Source organism: Sphingobium sp. B10D7B (genome assembly GCF_025961955.1).
Taxonomy (GTDB): Bacteria; Pseudomonadota; Alphaproteobacteria; order Sphingomonadales; family Sphingomonadaceae; genus Sphingobium.
Genome location: NZ_JAOQOQ010000001.1, coordinates 336,621 through 354,210, shown reverse-complemented (window position 1 = coordinate 354,210; position 17,590 = coordinate 336,621). Strand labels below are relative to the sequence as shown.

Sequence of the window (17,590 nt, the reverse complement as noted above, 5' to 3'; positions counted from 1 at the left end):
AGCTTAGCGGCTTTCGCTACGGAAAGCCACTTGCAACATTGCCGGGCAACATCGCAGGCCGGCAAGAGTTCCCTCGTTCAGGAACTAATCAGGTTCCCGCGCCGTTAATGGCTGGGTTCCCGCGTAACAGCGTGGGAGGCCAGACTTGAGGAGATAATCATGAGCCTTCGCAGCCATTCCCCCTTCGCCCTTGCCGGCACCGCTTTGGCGGCGCTGGCCCTCTCCGGCTGTGTGACCGATCCCGAAACCGGCAATCGGACCATTTCGAAGGCCGCTATCGGCGGCGTCGGCGGCGCGCTCGGCGGCTATCTGCTCGGCGACATTTTGGGCGGCCGCAACGACCGCACGGAGAAGATCGTCGGCGCGGGCATTGGTGCCGTGGCCGGCGCGGGCGTCGGCGCTTATATGGATGCGCAGGAGAGGAAGCTGCGCCAGCAGACCGCCGGCACCGGCGTCGATGTCGTCCGTCAGGGCGATGAATTGCTGCTCCGCATGCCCTCCGGCATCACCTTCGCGACCGACCAGGCCACGGTGCAGCCGCAGGCGCAGTCCACGCTGGATCAGGTGGCCTCGACCCTTGCGGAATATCCCAAGACGATGATCGACGTGCTGGGTCACACCGATTCCGACGGCAGCGAGGCTTACAACCAGGCGCTGTCTGAGCGTCGCGCGCAGGCCGTTGCCAATTATCTCGGGCGTCGCGGCGTCGATCCGATCCGCATGGCGACGATGGGCTATGGCGAGACGCGCCCGGTCGCCAGTAACGAAACCGCTGACGGCAAGGCGCAGAACCGCCGCGTGGAAATCAAGATCGTGCCCGCCGTCGCGAGCTGAACGGTATGATGGGAAGGGTCGGGGAGCTTGTCTCTCCGACCCCTTCCCTCTCAAATCAGAGAATGCTCTGGCGCAATCCGTCGATCACGAACTGCACCGCAAGCGCCGCGAGAATCACACCCAGCAAGCGGGTAATGACCGCCTCCACCTGACCGCCAAACACCCGCATGATCGGGCCGACCGCCAGCAGCGCCGCCAGCATCAGCAGCAGATTGGCCGCGAGCGCGAAGAGCACGATCGCCGTCTCCTGCGGACCGGTCGCCCGCGCCATGAGCAGCATGATCGTCGCGATCGACCCCGGCCCGGCGATCATCGGCATTGCCATGGGGAAGATGGCGACATCCTCGATTTCCGGCGTTTCCTTGATCTTCTGCGCACGGTCTTCGCGTCGCCGCGTCCGCGTCTCAAACACCATGTCCATGGCGATGAAGAACAGCATAATGCCGCCCGCGATGCGGAACGCCTCCAGCGTGATGCCGAGGGTGCGCAGGAACGCCTCCCCCGCCAGCGCGAAGGCGAGCAGGATGCAGGCCGCCACGATCACCGCGCGTACCGCCATGCTGCGACGCTGGGCGCCGCTCGCGCCAATGGTGAGGCTGCTGAAGATCGGCGCCGTGCCAGGCGGATCGATGACGACGAACAGCGTGATGAACGCCGCGAGGAACAGCTCCATCATCGCGGGCCCTCCGCCACCGTCTCCTGAATAACCCGCTCCTCCCCGGCACCGCGACGCAGGAAGACCTCCAGCGTCCGCGCATCGCCGCTCACCGTCCATGTCCAGCGCAGCGACCCGTCCTCGGACTGCGCCGACCCGCTGGCCGGCGGCGGGTCCGGCAGGCGCACAATGTCGCGGTCGCGATCGCGCCGCTCCGGCCGCTCATCCCGCCGCGCGCAATCGGCAACGGAAGCCTTGATCATGCCGTCCGCCTCGCCGCTCCATGGCGTGTCGCTGGTGGCCGTCATCACCCATTTATAGTCACCCTTGCGCTGCTGGCGCCAAAGGGTGACGAACCGAGCCGCTTGCCCGTTTGCGCGCTCCAGCGACCCGGTCGCGGCGGCATAGCTGCCATCGCAGGCGATGAAGATCTGCTGCGGGCTCCAGCGCACCGGCTTGATGGGGTCCGATTGCTGCTTGAGCCAGGCCTGCGCATTGAGCGGGTCGGGCGCGAAGATCACGGCGTCCTTGTCGGCCAGCTTGCGCAGCGCCGTCCATTGCCCCTCCTCGCGCGCCTGGCGGGCCATGCCCAGTTCGGCAGCGACGATGGCGCTGGGATTGGCCGTGCCGACGCCGACGCTCGGCATCATCTGGCGCTGACTTTGCGCAGGACCAGCCGCCACGCCCAAGGAGAGCGTGGCGAGCAAGGCAAAGGCAGCGCTGCGGATCAAAGGCCCTTGGGTGCGGGCAGACCCGCGCGGACGTGCGCGGCAACCAAAGTGTTGCGCAACAGCACCGCGATGGTCATCGGACCGACGCCACCCGGCACGGGCGTGATCGCCGCGACATGGTTGATCGCCTCGGCGGTGGCGACGTCACCGACGATCTTGCTCTTGCCGTCCTCATCGCCCTTCACGCGATTGATGCCGACGTCGATGACCACGGCGCCCGGCTTGATCCAGCTGCCCTTGACCATTTCCGGCCGGCCGACCGCCGCGACCACGATGTCCGCGCGGTGGACCACACCGGCCAGATCGTGCGTGCGGCTGTGCGCCACGGTCACGGTGCAGCTTTCGGCCAGCAGCAGCTGCATCATCGGCTTGCCGACGATGTTCGAGCGGCCGATGACAACCGCTTCCTTGCCGGAGAGATCGCCCAGCTCATCCTTGAGCAGCATCAGGCAGCCAAGCGGCGTGCAGGGCACCAACGCGGTGGGATCGCCCACCGCCAGCTTGCCGGCATTGACGACATGGAAGCCATCGACATCCTTGGCGGGATCGATGGTGGCGATCACCGCCTTGTCATCGAGATGGGCAGGCAGCGGCAGCTGGACGAGAATGCCGTCCACGCTGTCGTCGGCATTCAGCTCTTCGACCAGCTCGATCAGCTCTTCCTGGCTGATCGTCGCGGGGCGCTTGAACTCAAGGCTGTTCATGCCGATTTCAACCGTCGCCTTGCCCTTGGAGCGGACATAGACGCTGCTCGCCGGGTCTTCACCGACAAGCACCACCGCGAGGCCGGGCTTGCGCCCGGTCTTCTCCACGAAAGCGGGGACTGCCTCAGCCATCCGCCCGCGCAGCTTCGCCGCGAATGCCTTGCCGTCGATTTCCTTGCCCAAACTCATGTCGCGCTTCGCTCCTTCTCAGCGATCTCTCTCAAAGACTGTTCCGTGTGCGGATCAGCACCCGCAATGCGCAGGCGCTTTAGCCGGTTGGTATCCCCTGTCTCCAGCAAAATCGACGATCCGGGCACGCGCAGATGTCGGGCGAGCAGCGTCAGCAGGGCGGCGTTGGCCTTGCCCTTGTCCGGCGGCGCGGTGACGCTGGCCTGCAACCAGCGCTGCCCGGCGGCATCCGTGAACGTCCCGCCAACACGCGCGCGCGCAGCCTTGGGCGTCAGGCGAATCGCCAGCAGCAGGTCTGCGCCGTCACGACGAAGCGGCACGGCGCACGTCCGCTCAGAGCAGCAGGCTTGCCAGCGCGGTCAGGCCCGGCCCCTGCAGGATGATGATGATGATGAGCACGACCATCGGCGAGAGATCGAGCGCGCCGAGATCCGGCATGATCCGGCGGATCGGCCGATAGAGCGGCTCGGTCAGCCGGTCGAGCGCGACCCAGATGCTGCGCACGATATCATTGCTGGTGTTGATCACGTTGAACGCGATCAGCCAGCTCAAGATGGCCTGAACGATGATGATCCACCAGGCGACATTCAGCAGGATCGCCAAGGTCTGGATAAGGGCAACGGCCATGGTTCGTCCTGTGGTGGAAGGTTGAAAAGAGTCTAGCCCAGTGGGCCTAGCGGCTGCAAGTTGCTTGAGGGCGGTGATTTTCTACCGCCATAGCCCCCGCGCGCCGCGCGTTACAGATGCACCAACGTGCCGGCGCCCTGGCGGGTGAACACCTCCAGCAGCATCACATGCGGAATGCGACCATCTAGAATGACCGCCGCTTCCACGCCGCCCTCGACAGCCTTCACGCAGGTTTCCACCTTGGGAATCATGCCGCCGGAAATCGTGCCATCCTCGACCAGACCGCCGATCTTCGCCGGGGTCAGATCGCTCAGCAGGTCCTTGTCCTTGTTCAGCACGCCCGCCACGTCGGTGAGCAGGAAGAAGCGCTTGGCGCCGAGTTCAGCGGCGATTGCGCCCGCCATCGTATCGGCGTTTACATTGTAAGTGTGCCCGTCGGCGCCAATGCCGACCGGCGCGACCACCGGGATGATGCCGTCGCGCGAGAGGCTGTCGAGAATGCGCCGGTCGACCTTCACGGGGTCGCCGACAAAGCCGAGGTCCACATTGCGCTCGATGCCGCTGTTCGGGTCCGGCTCGCGCTTGCCGCCGACCTTCTCGCACAGCACCAGGCCGCCATCCTTGCCGGAAATGCCGACCGCGCGGCCACCTGCCTGGGCGATCCAGCCGACAATCTCCTTGTTGATCGATCCGGCCAGGACCATCTCGGCGATCTTCGCGGTTTCCTCGTCGGTCACGCGCAGGCCGTTCACGAACTTGCTCTCGACGCCCAGTTTCTTGAGCATCGCGCCGATCTGCGGCCCGCCGCCATGGACGACCACGACGTTGATGCCGACCATCTTCATCAGCACGACATCCTCGGCGAAATCGCGCGCCGCTTCCGGGTCGCCCATGGCATGGCCACCATATTTCACAACGAACGTCTCGCCGGCATAACGCTGCATATAGGGCAGCGCCTCGGTAAGGGTCTCGGCCTTGGCCAGCAGGGCGGGATCGGGTGCGTGATCGGTCATGCGCGGGCGCATAAGGCTTTGCGGCCCGCGCTGCAAGAAAGGAGGGGGTCTGGAATCCCTTACCTCGCCCTTCACCCTGAGCTTGTCGAAGGGCGGTGCTACTTCTTTCCCTCCATCAGGAAGACGAGCGAGACTTCGACAAGCTCGGTTCGAACGGATTACATTACCGGTCGAGCCGGCGCCCCAATGCCACGAACGCATAGATGACCGGCGGCACCAGCAACGCCGAGAGCAGAACCTTGGCGAGCATCTGCCCCACCAGCAGCGCACCGATGGGGAAGACGCCGTAAAAGGCGATGGTAACGAACAGCAGGGTGTCGACGATCTGCGAGAGCACGCTCGCCGTCCCGGCGCGTAGCCACAGCAGCCGGCCCCCAGCCTGCCCCTTGAGCGCGGCAAAGATGGTGACGTTGAGAATCTGCGAAATCCCGTAAGCGACGATGCCGCCCGCCCAGATGCGCGGCGTGCCGGACATGATCATGGCAAAGGCTGCCTGCCGCTCCGGCGCCATTTCGTGCGCGGCGGGTAGGGCCAGCACGACCACGGAGAGCAGGATCGAGACGATCAGCGGGACGAAGCCCAGCAACACCAGCCGGTTGGCAACGGCCCGGCCATGCAGTTCCGCCACTGCGCTCGAGACGACGACCAGCAGGAGGAAGGCGAAGATGCCGGCTTCCACCGCCAAGTCCCCCAAACCGAGCGCCGAGCCGATTGCGCCGAGCGGCCCGAGCGAAACCTGTTTGTTGCCGAGAACACCGGCGATGCAGACCATGCCACCATAGAAGACGGACAGGACGAACAGAGAGCGGGCGATGGGTGCGGACGAGGCCGGAGCGGGTGCAGTCATCCCCATCGCTTAATGGCTTTGCAGCGAGGCGGGAAGAGACCCTGTGCGCGACATGCCACGCGCCGCCGTGCAACGACACCCGGCGCCGCGCAGCCGATTGCCGCGCTGCAGCGCGCCTGTATAAGCGATTCGCGCTGATGGCCGTTTGTCGGGCCATGCGAACAGGGGACAGCCGCCACTCCATGCCCATCCTCATCGGCCTCGTTGGCATCGTCGCGATTCTCGCCATTGCCGTGCTGCTCTCCGGCAACCGGCGCGCCATCCGCCTGCGCGTGGTCGCCGCCGCCTTCGCCTTGCAGGCCGGCATCGCCCTGCTCGTTCTCTACGTACCCGCCGGCAAGGCCGCCATCGCCGCCATGTCGCATGGCGTGGGCAATCTGCTCGGCTATGCGCAGGCCGGCACGAACTTCATCTTCGGGCCGCTCGCCCGGCCGGAGGTCGGCGGCACCAGCTTTGCCATCGCCGCCCTGCCCGTCATCATCTTCTTCGCGAGCCTCGTCTCGATCCTTTACTATCTTGGCATCATGCAGTTCGTCATTCGCTGGGTCGGCGGCGCCATCCAGAAGGTGACGGGCATCTCCCGCGTGGAGAGCCTGTGCTGCGCGGCCAATGTGTTCGTCGGCCAGAGCGAAAGCCCGCTCGTCATCCGGCCTTATCTCGCCAGCCTCACGCCCGCCCAGCTCTTCACCGTGATGACGAGCGGCATGGCCGGCGTGGCAGGCACGATCCTAGCCGCCTATGCCTCGATGGGCATCCAGATCGATTATCTGCTCGCCGCCGCCTTCATGGCCGCGCCGGGCGGCATCTTGATGGCCAAGATCATCATGCCGGATAATCCGGACGATGCCGAGATCGAGCCGGTCATCCTACCCGATGCCACCCATGAGGAGGAGAAGCCCGCCAATCTCATCATGGCGGCCGCGCAAGGCGCGCAGACTGGTGTCAAACTGGCCGTCGCGGTCGGCGCGATGGTGCTTGCCTTCGTGGCGCTGGTCGCGCTGGCCAATGGCCTGCTCGGCGGGGTCGGCAACTGGTTCGGCTATCCCGATCTCAGCTTCCAGATGCTGATCGGCAAGCTGTTCGCGCCGGTGATGCTCCTGCTCAACATTCCGTGGAACGAGGCGCAGGTCGCGGGCGGACTGTTCGGCACCAAAGTCGTGCTCAACGAGTTCGTTGCCTTTATCGAGCTGGGACAGGTGCAAGCCACGCTATCGCCCGCCACGGTAGCGATCACCACCTTCGCGCTGTGCGGCTTTGCCAACTTCTCGTCGATCGCCATCCAGATGGCGGTGACCGGCAGCCTCGCGCCTAATCAGCGGCCGATGATCGCCCGGCTCGGCATCAAGGCCCTGATCGCCGGCAGCCTCGCCAATCTGATGAGCGCGGCGCTGGCCGGGCTGATGCTGAGCCTCTGATCGAACAAGGGGAGATGTGCGGATGCTGAAGCTCATCATCGGCAACAAGGTCTATTCGAGCTGGTCGCTGCGCGGTTGGCTGGCCGCCAAGCAATCCGGCCTGCCGTTCGAGACGGTGCTGGTCCCGCTCTACGATGAGGCTTGGGAAGCCCGCAAGGCGCAGCCCGATCTCGTTGTCTCCAATGGCAAGGTGCCGACGCTGTGGGACGGCGACATTGCCGTGTGGGACAGTCTTGCCATCATCGACTATCTCGACACGCTCTCCGGCAGCACCCGCTTCTGGCCGCAGGACAAGGCGGCCTTGGCGCTTGCCCGCTCGATGGCGGCGGAAATGCATTCCGGTTACCAGCCGCTGCGCCAGACCTGCGGCATGAACACCCGCCACATCCTCCCCCCGCGAGATCTCGGCCCCGATGTCGCCGCCAATGTGGCCCGCATCACGGACGTGTGGGAACAGGCCCGCACCCGGTTCGGGGCAGAGGGCGAGTTTCTCTTCGGCAGCTTCGGCGCGGTGGACATTATGTTCGCGCCGGTCGTCTTGCGCTTCGTCACCTATTCCATCGCAGTGGCGCCGACAGCGCGCGCCTATATGGACGCCATCCTCGCCCACCCATGGATGCGCGAATGGCTGGACGATGCCGCGCGGGAAAGCTGGGTCATTCCGCGGCTGGAGCCAGCGGGCGGGGTTTAAGACCCACCACCTTCCCATTCGTGTCGAGCGAAGTCGAGACACTACGCACTGCCATCACGTGTCTCGACTTCGCTCGACACGAACGGGAGGCTTGTGGAGTAAACTGATGCATGAGCCTGCGTGCCTGAGCACCAAAGCTCCTGGGAAGGCAGGAGCCGAGGGCGCCGCAGTCCGCATCCCGACATCAAGGCAATCGCTCAGTCCCATAAGGCCTGCCATCGCGATGCTGATATCCGCCGGCCGTGAAGATCATGTCGATATCGGAATAGCGCCCGCCGGCATCGCGATCCCCCGCGCTCAGGCAGATGAAGGTGCAATTCGCATCGCTACGATTGACGAGATGATGGCCATTGGCGACGCCCGCGGCCCAGGCCACGCAATCGCCGGGGTGCAGGATGGTTTCGCCTTCGTCCTCGATCAGGACCGCCTGCCCGGATAGCATGATCAGGAACTCATCCTCGCCCAGATGCCAGTGCCGCTGCGAGGACCAGGCGCCCGGCTCCAGCACGACATGGCTGGCGCCCAGATGCGTGAGGCCGGCATGGCGCCCCAGCCGCCGGTGCCAGCGCCCGGCCACAGGCTCGTTGAACGGCGGCGGATAGCCCGTGCTGTTGCTCTGCTCCACCTGCTCGATCTCGATCTTGGGCATGTCGGCTCCTCCTGTCTTGCGCCCATCCTCGCTACCGCAGCGGGCCCCTTGCCGCCAGAGGGAGCGCAGGGCGCGGACCTCGCTTCCCTTGGCGCGCAAGCTTGGCTAACGCAGGCGCCATGAGCAACGCCCCGTCCCTCACCGATCCTGTCGCGCTTGCCGAAGCGCTGATTGCCTGCCCGTCCGTCACACCGGCGAGCGGCGCGGTGTTCGATGTGCTGGAAGCGATGCTCACCCCGCTCGGCTTTACCGTCGAGCGCTTCATCGATGGCGAGCCGCCGCACGGGCCGGTGGAAAATCTGTTGGCGGTCCGCCGGACGGGCGATGGCCCGCATGTCGCCTTTGCCGGCCATCTCGACGTGGTGCCCCCCGGCGAGGGGTGGACGAGCGACGCCTTCCAGCCCGAGCGGCGCGGCGAACTGCTCTACGGGCGCGGCGCTGTGGACATGAAGAGTTCCATCGCAGTGTTCGTCGCGGCGATCGCGAGGGCCGACGCCGAGGGCACCTCGCTGCCCGGCACGATCAGCCTGCTCATCACTGGGGATGAGGAGGGCGACGCCGTCCACGGCACCCGCGCGCTAATGCGCCATATGGCCGAGCGCGGCGTGACGCCCGATGTCTGCCTCGTGGGCGAGCCGACCTCGGTCCAGCGCCTTGGCGACATGATCAAGATCGGCCGGCGCGGCTCGGTGAACATGTGGATCAGCGTCGAGGGCATGCAGGGCCATGTCGCCTATCCGCATCTGGCGAAAAACCCGATTTCGCCGCTGGTGCGCATCTTGTCCGCCATCGAGGCGATCGAACTGGATCAGGGCACCGACTGGTTCCAGCCCAGTAATATCGAGATCACCGACCTGCATGTCGGCAATCCAGCAACCAATGTCATTCCCGCAAAGGCCACGGCCCGCATCTCGATCCGCTTCAACGATCTGCATCGCGGCGAGGATCTGGTTGCCCGAATCCGCACCCTGGTGGAGGCCGAAGGCGGCACGTTGCGCGCCATGATCAGTGGCGAGTCGTTCCTCACCCAGCCGGGTCCGTTTTCCAGCCTAATCAGCGAGGCTATCGCCGCCGAAACCGGCGTCACACCGGAACTGTCCACCAGCGGCGGCACCTCGGATGCCCGGTTCCTCTCGGCGCTTTGCCCGGTCGTGGAGTTCGGTCTGCTGAATGCGACGATGCACAAGCTGGATGAGGCGGTGTCGCTGGCCGACATCGAAAGCCTCACGCGCATCTACAAGCGGATCCTGAGCGCAGCCCCAACGCTCGGTTGATGCGGCGGCGCTGTCGCGAACCGCTCAGGCAGCTTTGAAGCTCTCCTGCTAAACCGCCGATCCCAAGACCAAAAGGAAACGCCGCCGGTCTCCCAACCGACGGCGCTTCCCAAATCTGTCGACTGATTGAAAATCAGGCGAAGGTGACGCTCGTGGCGCCAGCGCGGCGACGCATAACGCCACCGACCAGGCCGAGGCCGGCGATCATCATCGCCCAGGTGGCGGGCTCCGGAACCGGAACGGTCGCGAGATTGTCGATCTCGAACGAGTTGCGGCTCGATTCCAGCGTCAGGCCAACGATCTTCTCGTTACCCTCAGCGAAGATCTGGAACAGGCCATTGGTGTTCGCCAGGATCTGGTTGCCGTCGGCGTCATTGGTGAAGTTGCCGCCCGGCGTGATGACGAAGCTGGAGCCACCGTCCAGCAGAACGGTCAGCGTGTTGTAGGCGTCGATCGAACCCCAGTCGAACTCCACCGCGCTGGCAGCGCCGAAGTTGATCGTCGCAGAACCGTTGGCGAGAACCGACAGATAGGAAGACGAACCGAACGTCGCATAGGCCGGCGGCGCGCCGGTCGAGTTGGACGGCGGCGTGTTGATCTGGAAGTTCGAGCCGGTGATGCCAGCCGTCGTGTCGAACTGGTTGATCACATTGTAGCCTGCCGTCGGTGCGGACGTGCCGGGGAAGTACAGGAAGGTCACGGCCTGCGCCGGGGTAACCGCGGCAAGGCCGAGGGCGATCGCAGACGCCTTGGCAAAGAGGTTCATGTTCATGTTCAACTCCCACATAAGAGGGGCAATTGTTAATCGATTCTTAACCCTCCGTCCAATGGGATTTCGCAGAAACGCGGTAAATTTCTGTCTCATTTCGGAGCGCGAATATGAACGAACGCAAATGGCGGTTTCCTGCCTGCCAGCGGGCGACATGCCAGTGCGGACATCCTCGTGCGCATGGCTATCCCGGGCCACGCAGCGCTGCCTAATTGCTGCGGCGCAAAATCACGTAGAGAGCCCCATCGCCGCCATGGCGCGGGTGGGCCTGGCGCACACTGGCAATGCGGTGGGCATGGGCGCTCCTCGCCAGCCAATCACCGATTTCCGCGCGAATCGCGCCACGTCGCCGGGTTTCGCCGGGCGCCGGGGCGGGCCGCGGCTTGCCGGTCACCACCAGCAGCACCCGCCAGCCCTGCGCGAGGGCATCGCCGATGGCCCGTTCCAGCCGGATATGCGCTGCCGCCAGATTGAGGCCGTGCAGATCGATGGCATGATCGGGAATAATCCGCCCGGAGCGAATGCGCTTCTCCCAGCTGCCGTCCAGCACGGGCACGGCGACGGGCGCCGGAGGGGATGGCGGCGGCGCCACGGGACGACTCGTTGGAATTCGGCCCTTCACCGGCTTGGGCGTATCCAGCGCCGCAGCAAAAGCCGCTGCCGAGACCGGCTCCACCGGTGGAAGCGGACGGACCCGCCGCAGGGGTGTCACCGTACGGGTCAGCTTGCCCCAGAGCGCGCGCTCATCGGGCGTGAGAACCCGCCGGGCCACGCTCAGCGGCCAGCGGTCAGGCGGGCATAGGTGCCGATCGGCAGCAGCAGCAGGGCGCTCCCCCGGGCCGACATGCCGCCGGCGATGCCGCGGGCACGCTCACCGGCACCCCAAAAGGTATCGAAGCGGTTGCTGCCCTTGATGGCCCCACCGGTATCCTGTGCGATCCAGAGCCCGTTGGGCTCGGCCCTATCGAGCGACAGCAGCACCGGCGCGCCCAGCGGCACGAAGGTCGGATCGGCCGCGACGCTCACTTCCGCCGTCACCGGCACGCCCAGCGCACCCAGCGGCCCGGGACCGGTCAGCTCCTGGAAGAAGACGTAGCTTTTATTCTCATTCATGATCGACTGGCCCTGTGCCGGATTGGCGCGCAGCCAGCTCATGATGTCCTGCATCGAACCGATCTGGATCAGCCCCCGGTCCCGCATCAGCCGGCCGATGCCGGTATAATCGCGCCCATTCTGCCCGGCATAGCCGATGCGCATGATCCCGCCATCAGGCAGGCGCAACCGCCCGCTGCCCTGCACCTCGAGGAAGAAGAGCTCGACCGGATCGACGGCATAGGCCAGTTCCAGACCACGCCCGTCCAGCACGCCTGCGGTGATTGCCGCCCGGTCATCATAAGGCACAAAGCTGGAGCCCTGCACCTTGCCCCTGATGCGCCGACCCTTGAGGCTCTCGCTGAACAGGCCGAGATCGACCTCGATGAGATCGTCCGGCTTGCGATAGATCGGCGTCTCGCAGCCCGTGGCGCGCGTGCGGCAGCCAGCGATTTCCGGTTCGTAATAGCCGGTCGCGAAGGCCTTGCCGTCACCGACCTGCACGGCTTCGAAATAGCGACGGAAGAATTCGCGCGCATTCGCCTCGCTCCAGCTTGCCGCCGCCGCGCAGGCCGTTTGCCAGTCGGCATTGCCGGTGAGGCCGCTCTGGTCGCGCCGACGCAGCAGCGAGGGGCAGGAGAGGCGGAAGGCCCGCAAGGCTCGCCCCATCCGCTCGGATGCGGCCGGCAGGACCGTGTCGATCGCTGGCCCCGGCGTCAGGCCGGCGGCCACGGCGGGCGCCAGCTCAGCCTGATCGGGCGCGGGGGTAGGCGCAGGGGCCGGGGTAACCGGCGGACGAGGTGTTGCCGGTTGGGGCGGCGTGGCGGGCGAAGAAGGCCGGGAGGGGATGGGCCGCTGCCCAGGCCCACCCGGCGGGATCATGCTGCCGCACGCCGCCAGAGCCAGCGCGCTTGCCAGAGCGGAAAGCTGCTTGAAACGGGTCTGAAAGCGAGCCGGCACGGCGATCCGCCTGCGCGCCGATCAGCCTTCGTCCGTCTCCACCAGTTCCCAATTGGGATCGCGGCTGGAGAGATTGCGGCTGAACGTCCAGGTTTCCGCCGTGGAGATGGCATCGTCCAGCGATCCGGCCACAACATTGCCGTCCCGGTCGCGCGTGACAGCGGACAGATCGGCTTCGAAGTGGATCGCGATGAACGCGGTGCCGCTTTCGACGCGCGCAGCGTCGATCCGCGCGTCCTCGATGCGGACGAGCTTGTTGTCCATGGTCAGCCCATCGGCCTCGCGCTGGTCGATGGCGGCGCTGAACGCCTCATACACATCGTCCGCGCAATAGGTGCGCAGCGTCTCGCGGTCGCCCTTCCAATAGGCTTCGAGGATCATGCCATAGGCCGCCTTGGCGCCGCCCAGAAACTGCGCGACATCGAAGTTGCGGTCGGTCGCGATGATCGAGCGGAGCCCGGGCTGGGCCGGCACTGCCACTGCATTGTCGGCCGCGCGCTGCGCGGGCGTGCGATTGTCGACCTGCCCGGAGGACGGCATGGGCGCGGCCGGACGATCGTCGGCCGGCGTGGGAAGCTGCCGCTGCTCATGACCCGTGCGCTTCCCGAGCACAGAGTAAAGCCGCAACGCCAGCAGTGCGAAGATCATGGCCAGCACGACGATGACGGTCACGAGGTCAACACCCTTCCTTCAAAATACAACCCGCAAGACATAGGCACGTTCGCGCAAAACTTCAAACGGACAACGCGCCAGATCGCCGGAACGATACCGACATTCGGTAAAAAAGCCCCCAACGCGGGTGCGCAGCCTTGGCGCCTCGGTTTTCGTCGGCCCCGCGAGGGTTCCGTGCGTCCCGGACGCGCCACCCCCATTGCCCCCGCCTTGCGTGCCTGCTAAGCGGCGCGCCCATGGACAAGGAGCGCGGTTTCGCCCGGCACGCTCGGTGTCCGGCGACTTTCCAGCTTCTAGGTCGCGGCGGTCCTGCGCCGGCGGCATGGCAGCGACCATCGAGGAACAGGATTCACGCATGACCGACACGACCGACACCGTCGCCAATGGCGCCGACACCCAGCCCCAGATCGGCCTGATCGCGCAATATGTGAAGGATCTCTCGTTCGAGAACCCGAACGCGCCGGCCGTCTACCAGTGGCAGGAGCAGCCGCAGATCGACATCAACTTCAACATCAGCAACAATCAGATTGCCGACGATGTGTACGAAGTCGCGCTGAAGGTAAGCGCCAAGGCCGTGGCTGAGCAGGGCACCGCCTTCGCGGTCGAACTGGTTTTCGCCGGCCTCTTCGGCATCCGCAACGTGCCCGAGGACCAGATGCGCCCGTTCCTCTATGCCGAGGCGCCCCGCCTGCTCTTCCCCTTCGCCCGCCGCGTGCTGGCCGATGCCGTGCAGGATGGCGGCTTCCCGCCGCTCATGCTCGACCCCATCGATTTCGGCGCCCTGTACGTCCAGCAGCAGGCCCAGATCGAGGCCGCCGCGCAGGGCGAGCCCGCCGGCCACGCCTGATCATCAGCCAGTCGGCATAGAGGAAGGGTCATGCCCATGCGCCTTGCCTTTCCTCGCCTGACTGCAGCCCTTCGCCGCCCGGCCGCTCCTCAGCGCTGCCGGGCGGTGCCGTTTCGGCCGGCTCGAATATTGTCGATGCCGCCACTGTCGGCACAGCCATGAGCCTGCTGCGCTCCACCGGCACCATCGGCGCCCTCACCCTCGTCAGCCGGGTCCTCGGCATGGTGCGGGACATGCTGATGGCGCGCTATGTCGGCGCCGGTTTCGCGTCGGACGCCTTCCTGATCGCATGGCGCCTGCCCAATCTGTTCCGCGCGCTGTTCGCGGAGGGCGCTTTCTCCGCCGCCTTCGTGCCGATGTTCAACCGCATCATGGGCAAGGAGGGCGCCGATGATCCGGAGGCCGGACGCGCGGCAGCGATTCGCTTTGCCGGTCAGGTGCTCTCGGTCCTCTTTCCCATTCTCGTCGCGCTCACCATCGTCATGATGCTTGCCGCCGGGCCGGTGGTGTGGGCGATGACCGGCGGCTTCCCGGATGGTGGTCCTGAGAAGTTCGCGCTCGCGCGCCATCTCACCATCATTACCTTCCCCTATCTCGGGCTGATCTCGCTCACCTCGCTGCTCGGCGGCATCCTCAACAGCTTCAATCGCTTCTGGGTCAATGCCGCAGCGCCGTCCCTGCTCAACCTGTGCATGATCGGGGCGCTGCTGTTCTTCCGGGGCGACACGGAGATCGAAACGGCCGTCACTCAAGCGATTGCCGTCACGGTCTCCGGCGCGATGCAATTGCTCTGGCTGATCTGGTCCTGCCGCCGGATCGGCGTGGCCCTGAAGCTGTCGGCCCCGCGCCTCTCGCCACAGGTGAAGGCGATGCTGCTGCTGATCGCGCCCGCCGCCATCGGCCAGGGCGCCATCCAGATCAACCTGCTCATTTCCACCTCGCTCGCGGCGCGCTTCCTGCCGCAAGGCTCGGTGAGCTGGATCTATTATGCCGACCGGCTGAACCAGCTTCCGCTTGGCCTGATCGGCATCGGCGTCGGCACGGCGATGCTGCCGCTCATCTCCCGCCAGATCGGCGCCGGCGACACCCGCGCGGCCAATGAGACGCAGAACCGCGCGCTGGAACTGGCGCTGTTCCTCGCCTTGCCCGCCGCGATCGCCCTGTTCGTTTCGGCCGTGCCGATCATCCGCGGCGTCTTTCAGCATGGCGCCTTCACGGCGGAAGATACGCTGGGCGCAGCCGCCGTGCTCGCCGCCTTCGCACCGGGCGTGCCGGCCTATGTGCTCATCAAGGTGCTGACCCCCGGTTTCTACGCCCGCGCCGACACGAAAACGCCCGTGCGCATCGCCTTCATTGCCATGCTGGTCAATCTGGTCGGCAATCTCACGCTGATCTGGCGGTTCGGCGCCGCCGGTATTGCGGCTTCCACGGCTCTCTCGGCCTGGGTGAACGTCGCGCTGCTCTACTGGACGCTCAGCCGCAAGGAGCATCTCACCCTCGACGCGCGCTTCCGCGCCAAGGCGCTGCGCATCGTCGCAGCGGGCGCGCTGATGGGCGCCGCACTCTGGGCGGGCAACCAGCTTCTCGACGCGCATATGGCCGCCGGCTTCTGGCGCCGCCTCATCGCGCTTGGCCTGCTCTGCGGTGGCGGCGGGCTGGTTTACGCCATCGCCGCCATCGGCTTTGGCGCCTATCGCATCGCCGAACTGAAGGCGCAGTTGCGGCGCAGGCCGCGCTGAGGCGCCCCCTCCCGATTGTTCGCCCGGCTTGACGCCACGCCTCACGGACGACAGAGCGGGGCTCTTCTTATAAAGCAGGACTTTCCTCATGCGCGTGCTCTCCGGCATCCAGCCGACCGGTAATCTCCATCTGGGCAATTATCTGGGCGCGATCCGCAACTGGGTGCGGATGCAGGATGAGATGGATTCGGAATCCCACTGCTTCTTCTTCCTCGCGGACATGCACTCGATCACCGTCCACGAGACGCGCGAGCAGCGTCTTTCCAATGTGCGGGACATGGCGGCTGCGCTGGTCGCGTGCGGCATCGACCCGGATCGCTCGGTGCTGTTCAATCAGGCGCGGGTGCCGGCTCATGCCGAGCTGTGCTGGTTGCTGAACGGCACGGCGCGGATCGGCTGGCTGAACCGCATGACCCAGTTCAAGGACAAGGCCGGCAAGAATCGCGAGGGCGCCAGTGTCGGCCTGTTCGTCTACCCGGTTCTGCAGGCCGCCGACGTGCTGCTGTATCAGGCCACCCATGTGCCCGTAGGCGAGGACCAGAAGCAGCATCTGGAGCTGACCCGCGACATTGCGGTCAAGTTCAACACCGATTTCGGCGTGGAGCTGTTCACCCTGCCCGATCCGATCATCCCCAAGGAGACAGCGCGGATCATGAGCCTGCGCGATGGCACGGCCAAGATGTCCAAATCCGACCCCAGCGACATGAGCCGGATCAACCTGACGGACGACAGCGACACCATCGTGCAGAAGGTGCGCAAGGCCAAGACGGATGCCGAGCCGCTGCCCGCCGAGGCGGCTGGTCTGACCGGGCGGGCCGAGGCGCTCAATCTGGTCGGCATCTACGCCACCCTTTCGGGCACCACGCCCGATGCGGTGTGCGCACAGTTCGCCGGGCAGGGCTTCGGCGCCTTCAAGCCGGCGCTGGCCGATCTTCTCGTGGCGCACCTCGCGCCGATCCGGGAGCGGTTCATTGCGTTGCAGGAAGATCATGCCGCGCTCGATGCCATATTGGAAAAGGGTGCGGCGGCGGCCGCAAAGGCAGCCGAGCCCACCCTGCGCGGCGCCTATGAGGCGATGGGATTGATGCGCTGAGCCGAAGGCCGCTGCGCCGTTTCGACACACGACACACCGATTGCAGGAACCGCATTCAACGCCAGTTCATTTGACCTAAGGTATCAAGGCGTACACTACGTCCTAGAGGGTGTACTCGCCCGAGAAACGGAACCGTCTTATGAACAGCAAGCGTCTCCTCGTCACTGCAGCGGCCTCGCTCCTTGCGCTTGGCCTCGCAGGCTGCGCCTCGCCCTTCAAGGCGGATGTGGCCCGCTTCCAGCAGCTTCCGCCCGCGCAGGGCCAGAGCTTCACCATCATGCCCGGCGAACAGGATCTCGCCGGCAGCCTCGAATTCCAGCATTATGCGGATCTGGTCGCCCAGCGTCTGGTCGATCAGGGCTATACCCGTGCGGCCGATCCGGCGAGCGCGCAGCTCGTCGTCGAGCTGGATTATGGGGTGGATCGCGGCACGCAGCGCGTCCGCTCGACCGGCTTTGCCCGCTCGCCCTTCTACGATCCCTTCTATTATCCCGGCTACTACCGTGGCTGGCGCGGCCGCTATGTGATGGGCTGGAACGATCCCTTCATGTGGGGACCGGGCTATACGGATATCGAGAGCTACATGGTCTACCAGAGCGATCTGCACATGCGGATCAACCGGGTCGGCGGCGAGCCACTGTTCGAGGGCACCGCCCGCGCCCAGTCGCTCAGCAACAAGCTGACCTATCTGGTGCCGAACCTCATCGACGCGCTGTTCACGGGCTTCCCGGGGCAGAATGGCGAAGAGGTCCGCGTGACCGTGGCGCCCGAACCGAAGAAATAGGCTTT

At 65.8% G+C, this 17,590-nt stretch carries 20 protein-coding genes; 8 read left to right on the top strand and 12 right to left on the bottom strand.

The annotated features are described in order from the left end of the window. Nucleotides 1-159: 159 nt before the first annotated feature. Nucleotides 160-834 (top strand): OmpA family protein, encoded by a 675-nt coding sequence (locus M2331_RS01635; protein WP_181558675.1) that lies wholly within the window; start codon nt 160-162, stop codon nt 832-834. 55 nt (nt 835-889) lie between these two features. On the opposite strand, the gene M2331_RS01630 is transcribed toward M2331_RS01635, so the two are convergent. From M2331_RS01630 to M2331_RS01600, 7 genes are all read right to left on the bottom strand, one after another. Then, nucleotides 890-1,510: a MarC family protein gene (locus M2331_RS01630; RefSeq protein ID WP_181558674.1), complete on the bottom strand. Its 621-nt coding sequence runs from the start codon at nt 1,508-1,510 to the stop codon at nt 890-892. Further along, the gene (locus M2331_RS01625; protein WP_181558673.1) at nt 1,507-2,220 is read right to left on the bottom strand and encodes a hypothetical protein; all 714 of its coding nucleotides are present in this window, start codon (nt 2,218-2,220) and stop codon (nt 1,507-1,509) included. The genes M2331_RS01630 and M2331_RS01625 overlap by 4 nt, the downstream gene beginning before the upstream one ends. Further along, nucleotides 2,217-3,113 (bottom strand): bifunctional methylenetetrahydrofolate dehydrogenase/methenyltetrahydrofolate cyclohydrolase FolD, encoded by an 897-nt coding sequence (folD, locus tag M2331_RS01620; RefSeq protein WP_181558672.1) that lies wholly within the window; start codon nt 3,111-3,113, stop codon nt 2,217-2,219. The genes M2331_RS01625 and folD overlap by 4 nt, the downstream gene beginning before the upstream one ends. Next, nucleotides 3,110-3,433: a DUF167 domain-containing protein gene (locus M2331_RS01615; protein ID WP_181558671.1), complete on the bottom strand. Its 324-nt coding sequence runs from the start codon at nt 3,431-3,433 to the stop codon at nt 3,110-3,112. Before M2331_RS01615 ends, folD begins: the two co-directional genes overlap by 4 nt. 13 nt (nt 3,434-3,446) lie before the next feature. Then, a complete protein-coding gene (locus M2331_RS01610) occupies nt 3,447-3,740 on the bottom strand; it encodes a YggT family protein (RefSeq protein ID WP_181558670.1) in 294 nt (97 codons plus the stop codon). Between the two features lie 110 nt (nt 3,741-3,850). Then, on the bottom strand, nt 3,851-4,765 hold the full coding sequence (gene argB / locus M2331_RS01605) for an acetylglutamate kinase (RefSeq protein ID WP_181558669.1): 915 nt from the start codon (nt 4,763-4,765) through the stop codon (nt 3,851-3,853). 151 nt (nt 4,766-4,916) lie between these two features. Further along, the gene (locus M2331_RS01600) at nt 4,917-5,600 is read right to left on the bottom strand and encodes a queuosine precursor transporter (RefSeq protein ID WP_181558668.1); all 684 of its coding nucleotides are present in this window, start codon (nt 5,598-5,600) and stop codon (nt 4,917-4,919) included. Between the two features lie 182 nt (nt 5,601-5,782). Between M2331_RS01600 and M2331_RS01595 the strand changes: the two genes are divergently transcribed. After that, nucleotides 5,783-7,015, top strand: a complete 1,233-nt coding sequence (locus M2331_RS01595; protein ID WP_181558667.1) for a NupC/NupG family nucleoside CNT transporter — start codon at nt 5,783-5,785, stop codon at nt 7,013-7,015. Between the two features lie 22 nt (nt 7,016-7,037). Then, complete coding sequence (locus M2331_RS01590) at nt 7,038-7,706, top strand: glutathione S-transferase family protein (RefSeq protein ID WP_181558666.1); 669 nt, start codon at nt 7,038-7,040, stop codon at nt 7,704-7,706. A 184-nt stretch (nt 7,707-7,890) separates the two neighbouring features. On the opposite strand, the gene M2331_RS01585 is transcribed toward M2331_RS01590, so the two are convergent. Continuing rightward, nucleotides 7,891-8,355 carry a cupin domain-containing protein gene (locus M2331_RS01585; RefSeq protein ID WP_181558665.1) on the bottom strand — a complete coding sequence of 155 codons (465 nt, stop codon included), beginning with the start codon at nt 8,353-8,355 and terminating at the stop codon, nt 7,891-7,893. Between the two features lie 119 nt (nt 8,356-8,474). Between M2331_RS01585 and dapE the strand changes: the two genes are divergently transcribed. Beyond that, on the top strand, nt 8,475-9,629 hold the full coding sequence (dapE, locus tag M2331_RS01580) for a succinyl-diaminopimelate desuccinylase (protein ID WP_181558664.1): 1,155 nt from the start codon (nt 8,475-8,477) through the stop codon (nt 9,627-9,629). Nucleotides 9,630-9,762: 133 nt separating this feature from the next. On the opposite strand, the gene M2331_RS01575 is transcribed toward dapE, so the two are convergent. The 4 genes from M2331_RS01575 to M2331_RS01560 form a co-directional block, all read right to left on the bottom strand. Beyond that, nucleotides 9,763-10,401, bottom strand: a complete 639-nt coding sequence (locus M2331_RS01575) for a PEPxxWA-CTERM sorting domain-containing protein (protein ID WP_264571982.1) — start codon at nt 10,399-10,401, stop codon at nt 9,763-9,765. 205 nt (nt 10,402-10,606) lie between these two features. Then, on the bottom strand, nt 10,607-11,170 hold the full coding sequence (locus M2331_RS01570) for a Smr/MutS family protein (RefSeq protein WP_181558663.1): 564 nt from the start codon (nt 11,168-11,170) through the stop codon (nt 10,607-10,609). Nucleotides 11,171-11,172: 2 nt separating this feature from the next. Beyond that, complete coding sequence (locus M2331_RS01565) at nt 11,173-12,372, bottom strand: murein transglycosylase A (protein WP_181561298.1); 1,200 nt, start codon at nt 12,370-12,372, stop codon at nt 11,173-11,175. 99 nt (nt 12,373-12,471) lie between these two features. Beyond that, nucleotides 12,472-13,122 (bottom strand): Tim44/TimA family putative adaptor protein, encoded by a 651-nt coding sequence (locus M2331_RS01560; protein WP_181558662.1) that lies wholly within the window; start codon nt 13,120-13,122, stop codon nt 12,472-12,474. A 355-nt stretch (nt 13,123-13,477) separates the two neighbouring features. Between M2331_RS01560 and secB the strand changes: the two genes are divergently transcribed. The 4 genes from secB (at nt 13,478) to M2331_RS01540 (ending at nt 17,585) form a co-directional block, all read left to right on the top strand. Continuing rightward, nucleotides 13,478-13,969, top strand: a complete 492-nt coding sequence (gene secB / locus M2331_RS01555; protein WP_181558661.1) for a protein-export chaperone SecB — start codon at nt 13,478-13,480, stop codon at nt 13,967-13,969. A gap of 158 nt (nt 13,970-14,127) precedes the next feature. Further along, nucleotides 14,128-15,708 (top strand): murein biosynthesis integral membrane protein MurJ, encoded by a 1,581-nt coding sequence (gene murJ / locus M2331_RS01550; protein ID WP_181558660.1) that lies wholly within the window; start codon nt 14,128-14,130, stop codon nt 15,706-15,708. 88 nt (nt 15,709-15,796) lie between these two features. Further along, entirely contained in the window at nt 15,797-16,801 is a 1,005-nt protein-coding gene (gene trpS / locus M2331_RS01545) for a tryptophan--tRNA ligase (RefSeq protein ID WP_181558659.1), read from the top strand. Between the two features lie 139 nt (nt 16,802-16,940). Beyond that, nucleotides 16,941-17,585, top strand: a complete 645-nt coding sequence (locus M2331_RS01540) for a DUF4136 domain-containing protein (protein ID WP_181558658.1) — start codon at nt 16,941-16,943, stop codon at nt 17,583-17,585. Nucleotides 17,586-17,590 lie beyond the last annotated feature (5 nt).

Bases quoted from the DNA above. Each gene is read 5' to 3' on its own strand.
- M2331_RS01635 (WP_181558675.1), top strand. From the start codon at position 160: ATGAGCCTTCGCAGCCATTCCCCCTTCGCCCTTGCCGGCACCGCTTTG.
- M2331_RS01630 (WP_181558674.1), bottom strand. From the start codon at position 1,510: ATGATGGAGCTGTTCCTCGCGGCGTTCATCACGCTGTTCGTCGTCATC.
- folD (WP_181558672.1), bottom strand. From the start codon at position 3,113: ATGAGTTTGGGCAAGGAAATCGACGGCAAGGCATTCGCGGCGAAGCTG.
- M2331_RS01610 (WP_181558670.1), bottom strand. From the start codon at position 3,740: ATGGCCGTTGCCCTTATCCAGACCTTGGCGATCCTGCTGAATGTCGCC.
- argB (WP_181558669.1), bottom strand. From the start codon at position 4,765: ATGCGCCCGCGCATGACCGATCACGCACCCGATCCCGCCCTGCTGGCC.
- M2331_RS01600 (WP_181558668.1), bottom strand. From the start codon at position 5,600: ATGACTGCACCCGCTCCGGCCTCGTCCGCACCCATCGCCCGCTCTCTG.
- M2331_RS01595 (WP_181558667.1), top strand. From the start codon at position 5,783: ATGCCCATCCTCATCGGCCTCGTTGGCATCGTCGCGATTCTCGCCATT.
- M2331_RS01590 (WP_181558666.1), top strand. From the start codon at position 7,038: ATGCTGAAGCTCATCATCGGCAACAAGGTCTATTCGAGCTGGTCGCTG.
- M2331_RS01585 (WP_181558665.1), bottom strand. From the start codon at position 8,355: ATGCCCAAGATCGAGATCGAGCAGGTGGAGCAGAGCAACAGCACGGGC.
- dapE (WP_181558664.1), top strand. From the start codon at position 8,475: ATGAGCAACGCCCCGTCCCTCACCGATCCTGTCGCGCTTGCCGAAGCG.
- M2331_RS01575 (WP_264571982.1), bottom strand. From the start codon at position 10,401: ATGAACATGAACCTCTTTGCCAAGGCGTCTGCGATCGCCCTCGGCCTT.
- M2331_RS01565 (WP_181561298.1), bottom strand. From the start codon at position 12,372: ATGATCCCGCCGGGTGGGCCTGGGCAGCGGCCCATCCCCTCCCGGCCT.
- secB (WP_181558661.1), top strand. From the start codon at position 13,478: ATGACCGACACGACCGACACCGTCGCCAATGGCGCCGACACCCAGCCC.
- murJ (WP_181558660.1), top strand. From the start codon at position 14,128: ATGAGCCTGCTGCGCTCCACCGGCACCATCGGCGCCCTCACCCTCGTC.
- trpS (WP_181558659.1), top strand. From the start codon at position 15,797: ATGCGCGTGCTCTCCGGCATCCAGCCGACCGGTAATCTCCATCTGGGC.
- M2331_RS01540 (WP_181558658.1), top strand. From the start codon at position 16,941: ATGAACAGCAAGCGTCTCCTCGTCACTGCAGCGGCCTCGCTCCTTGCG.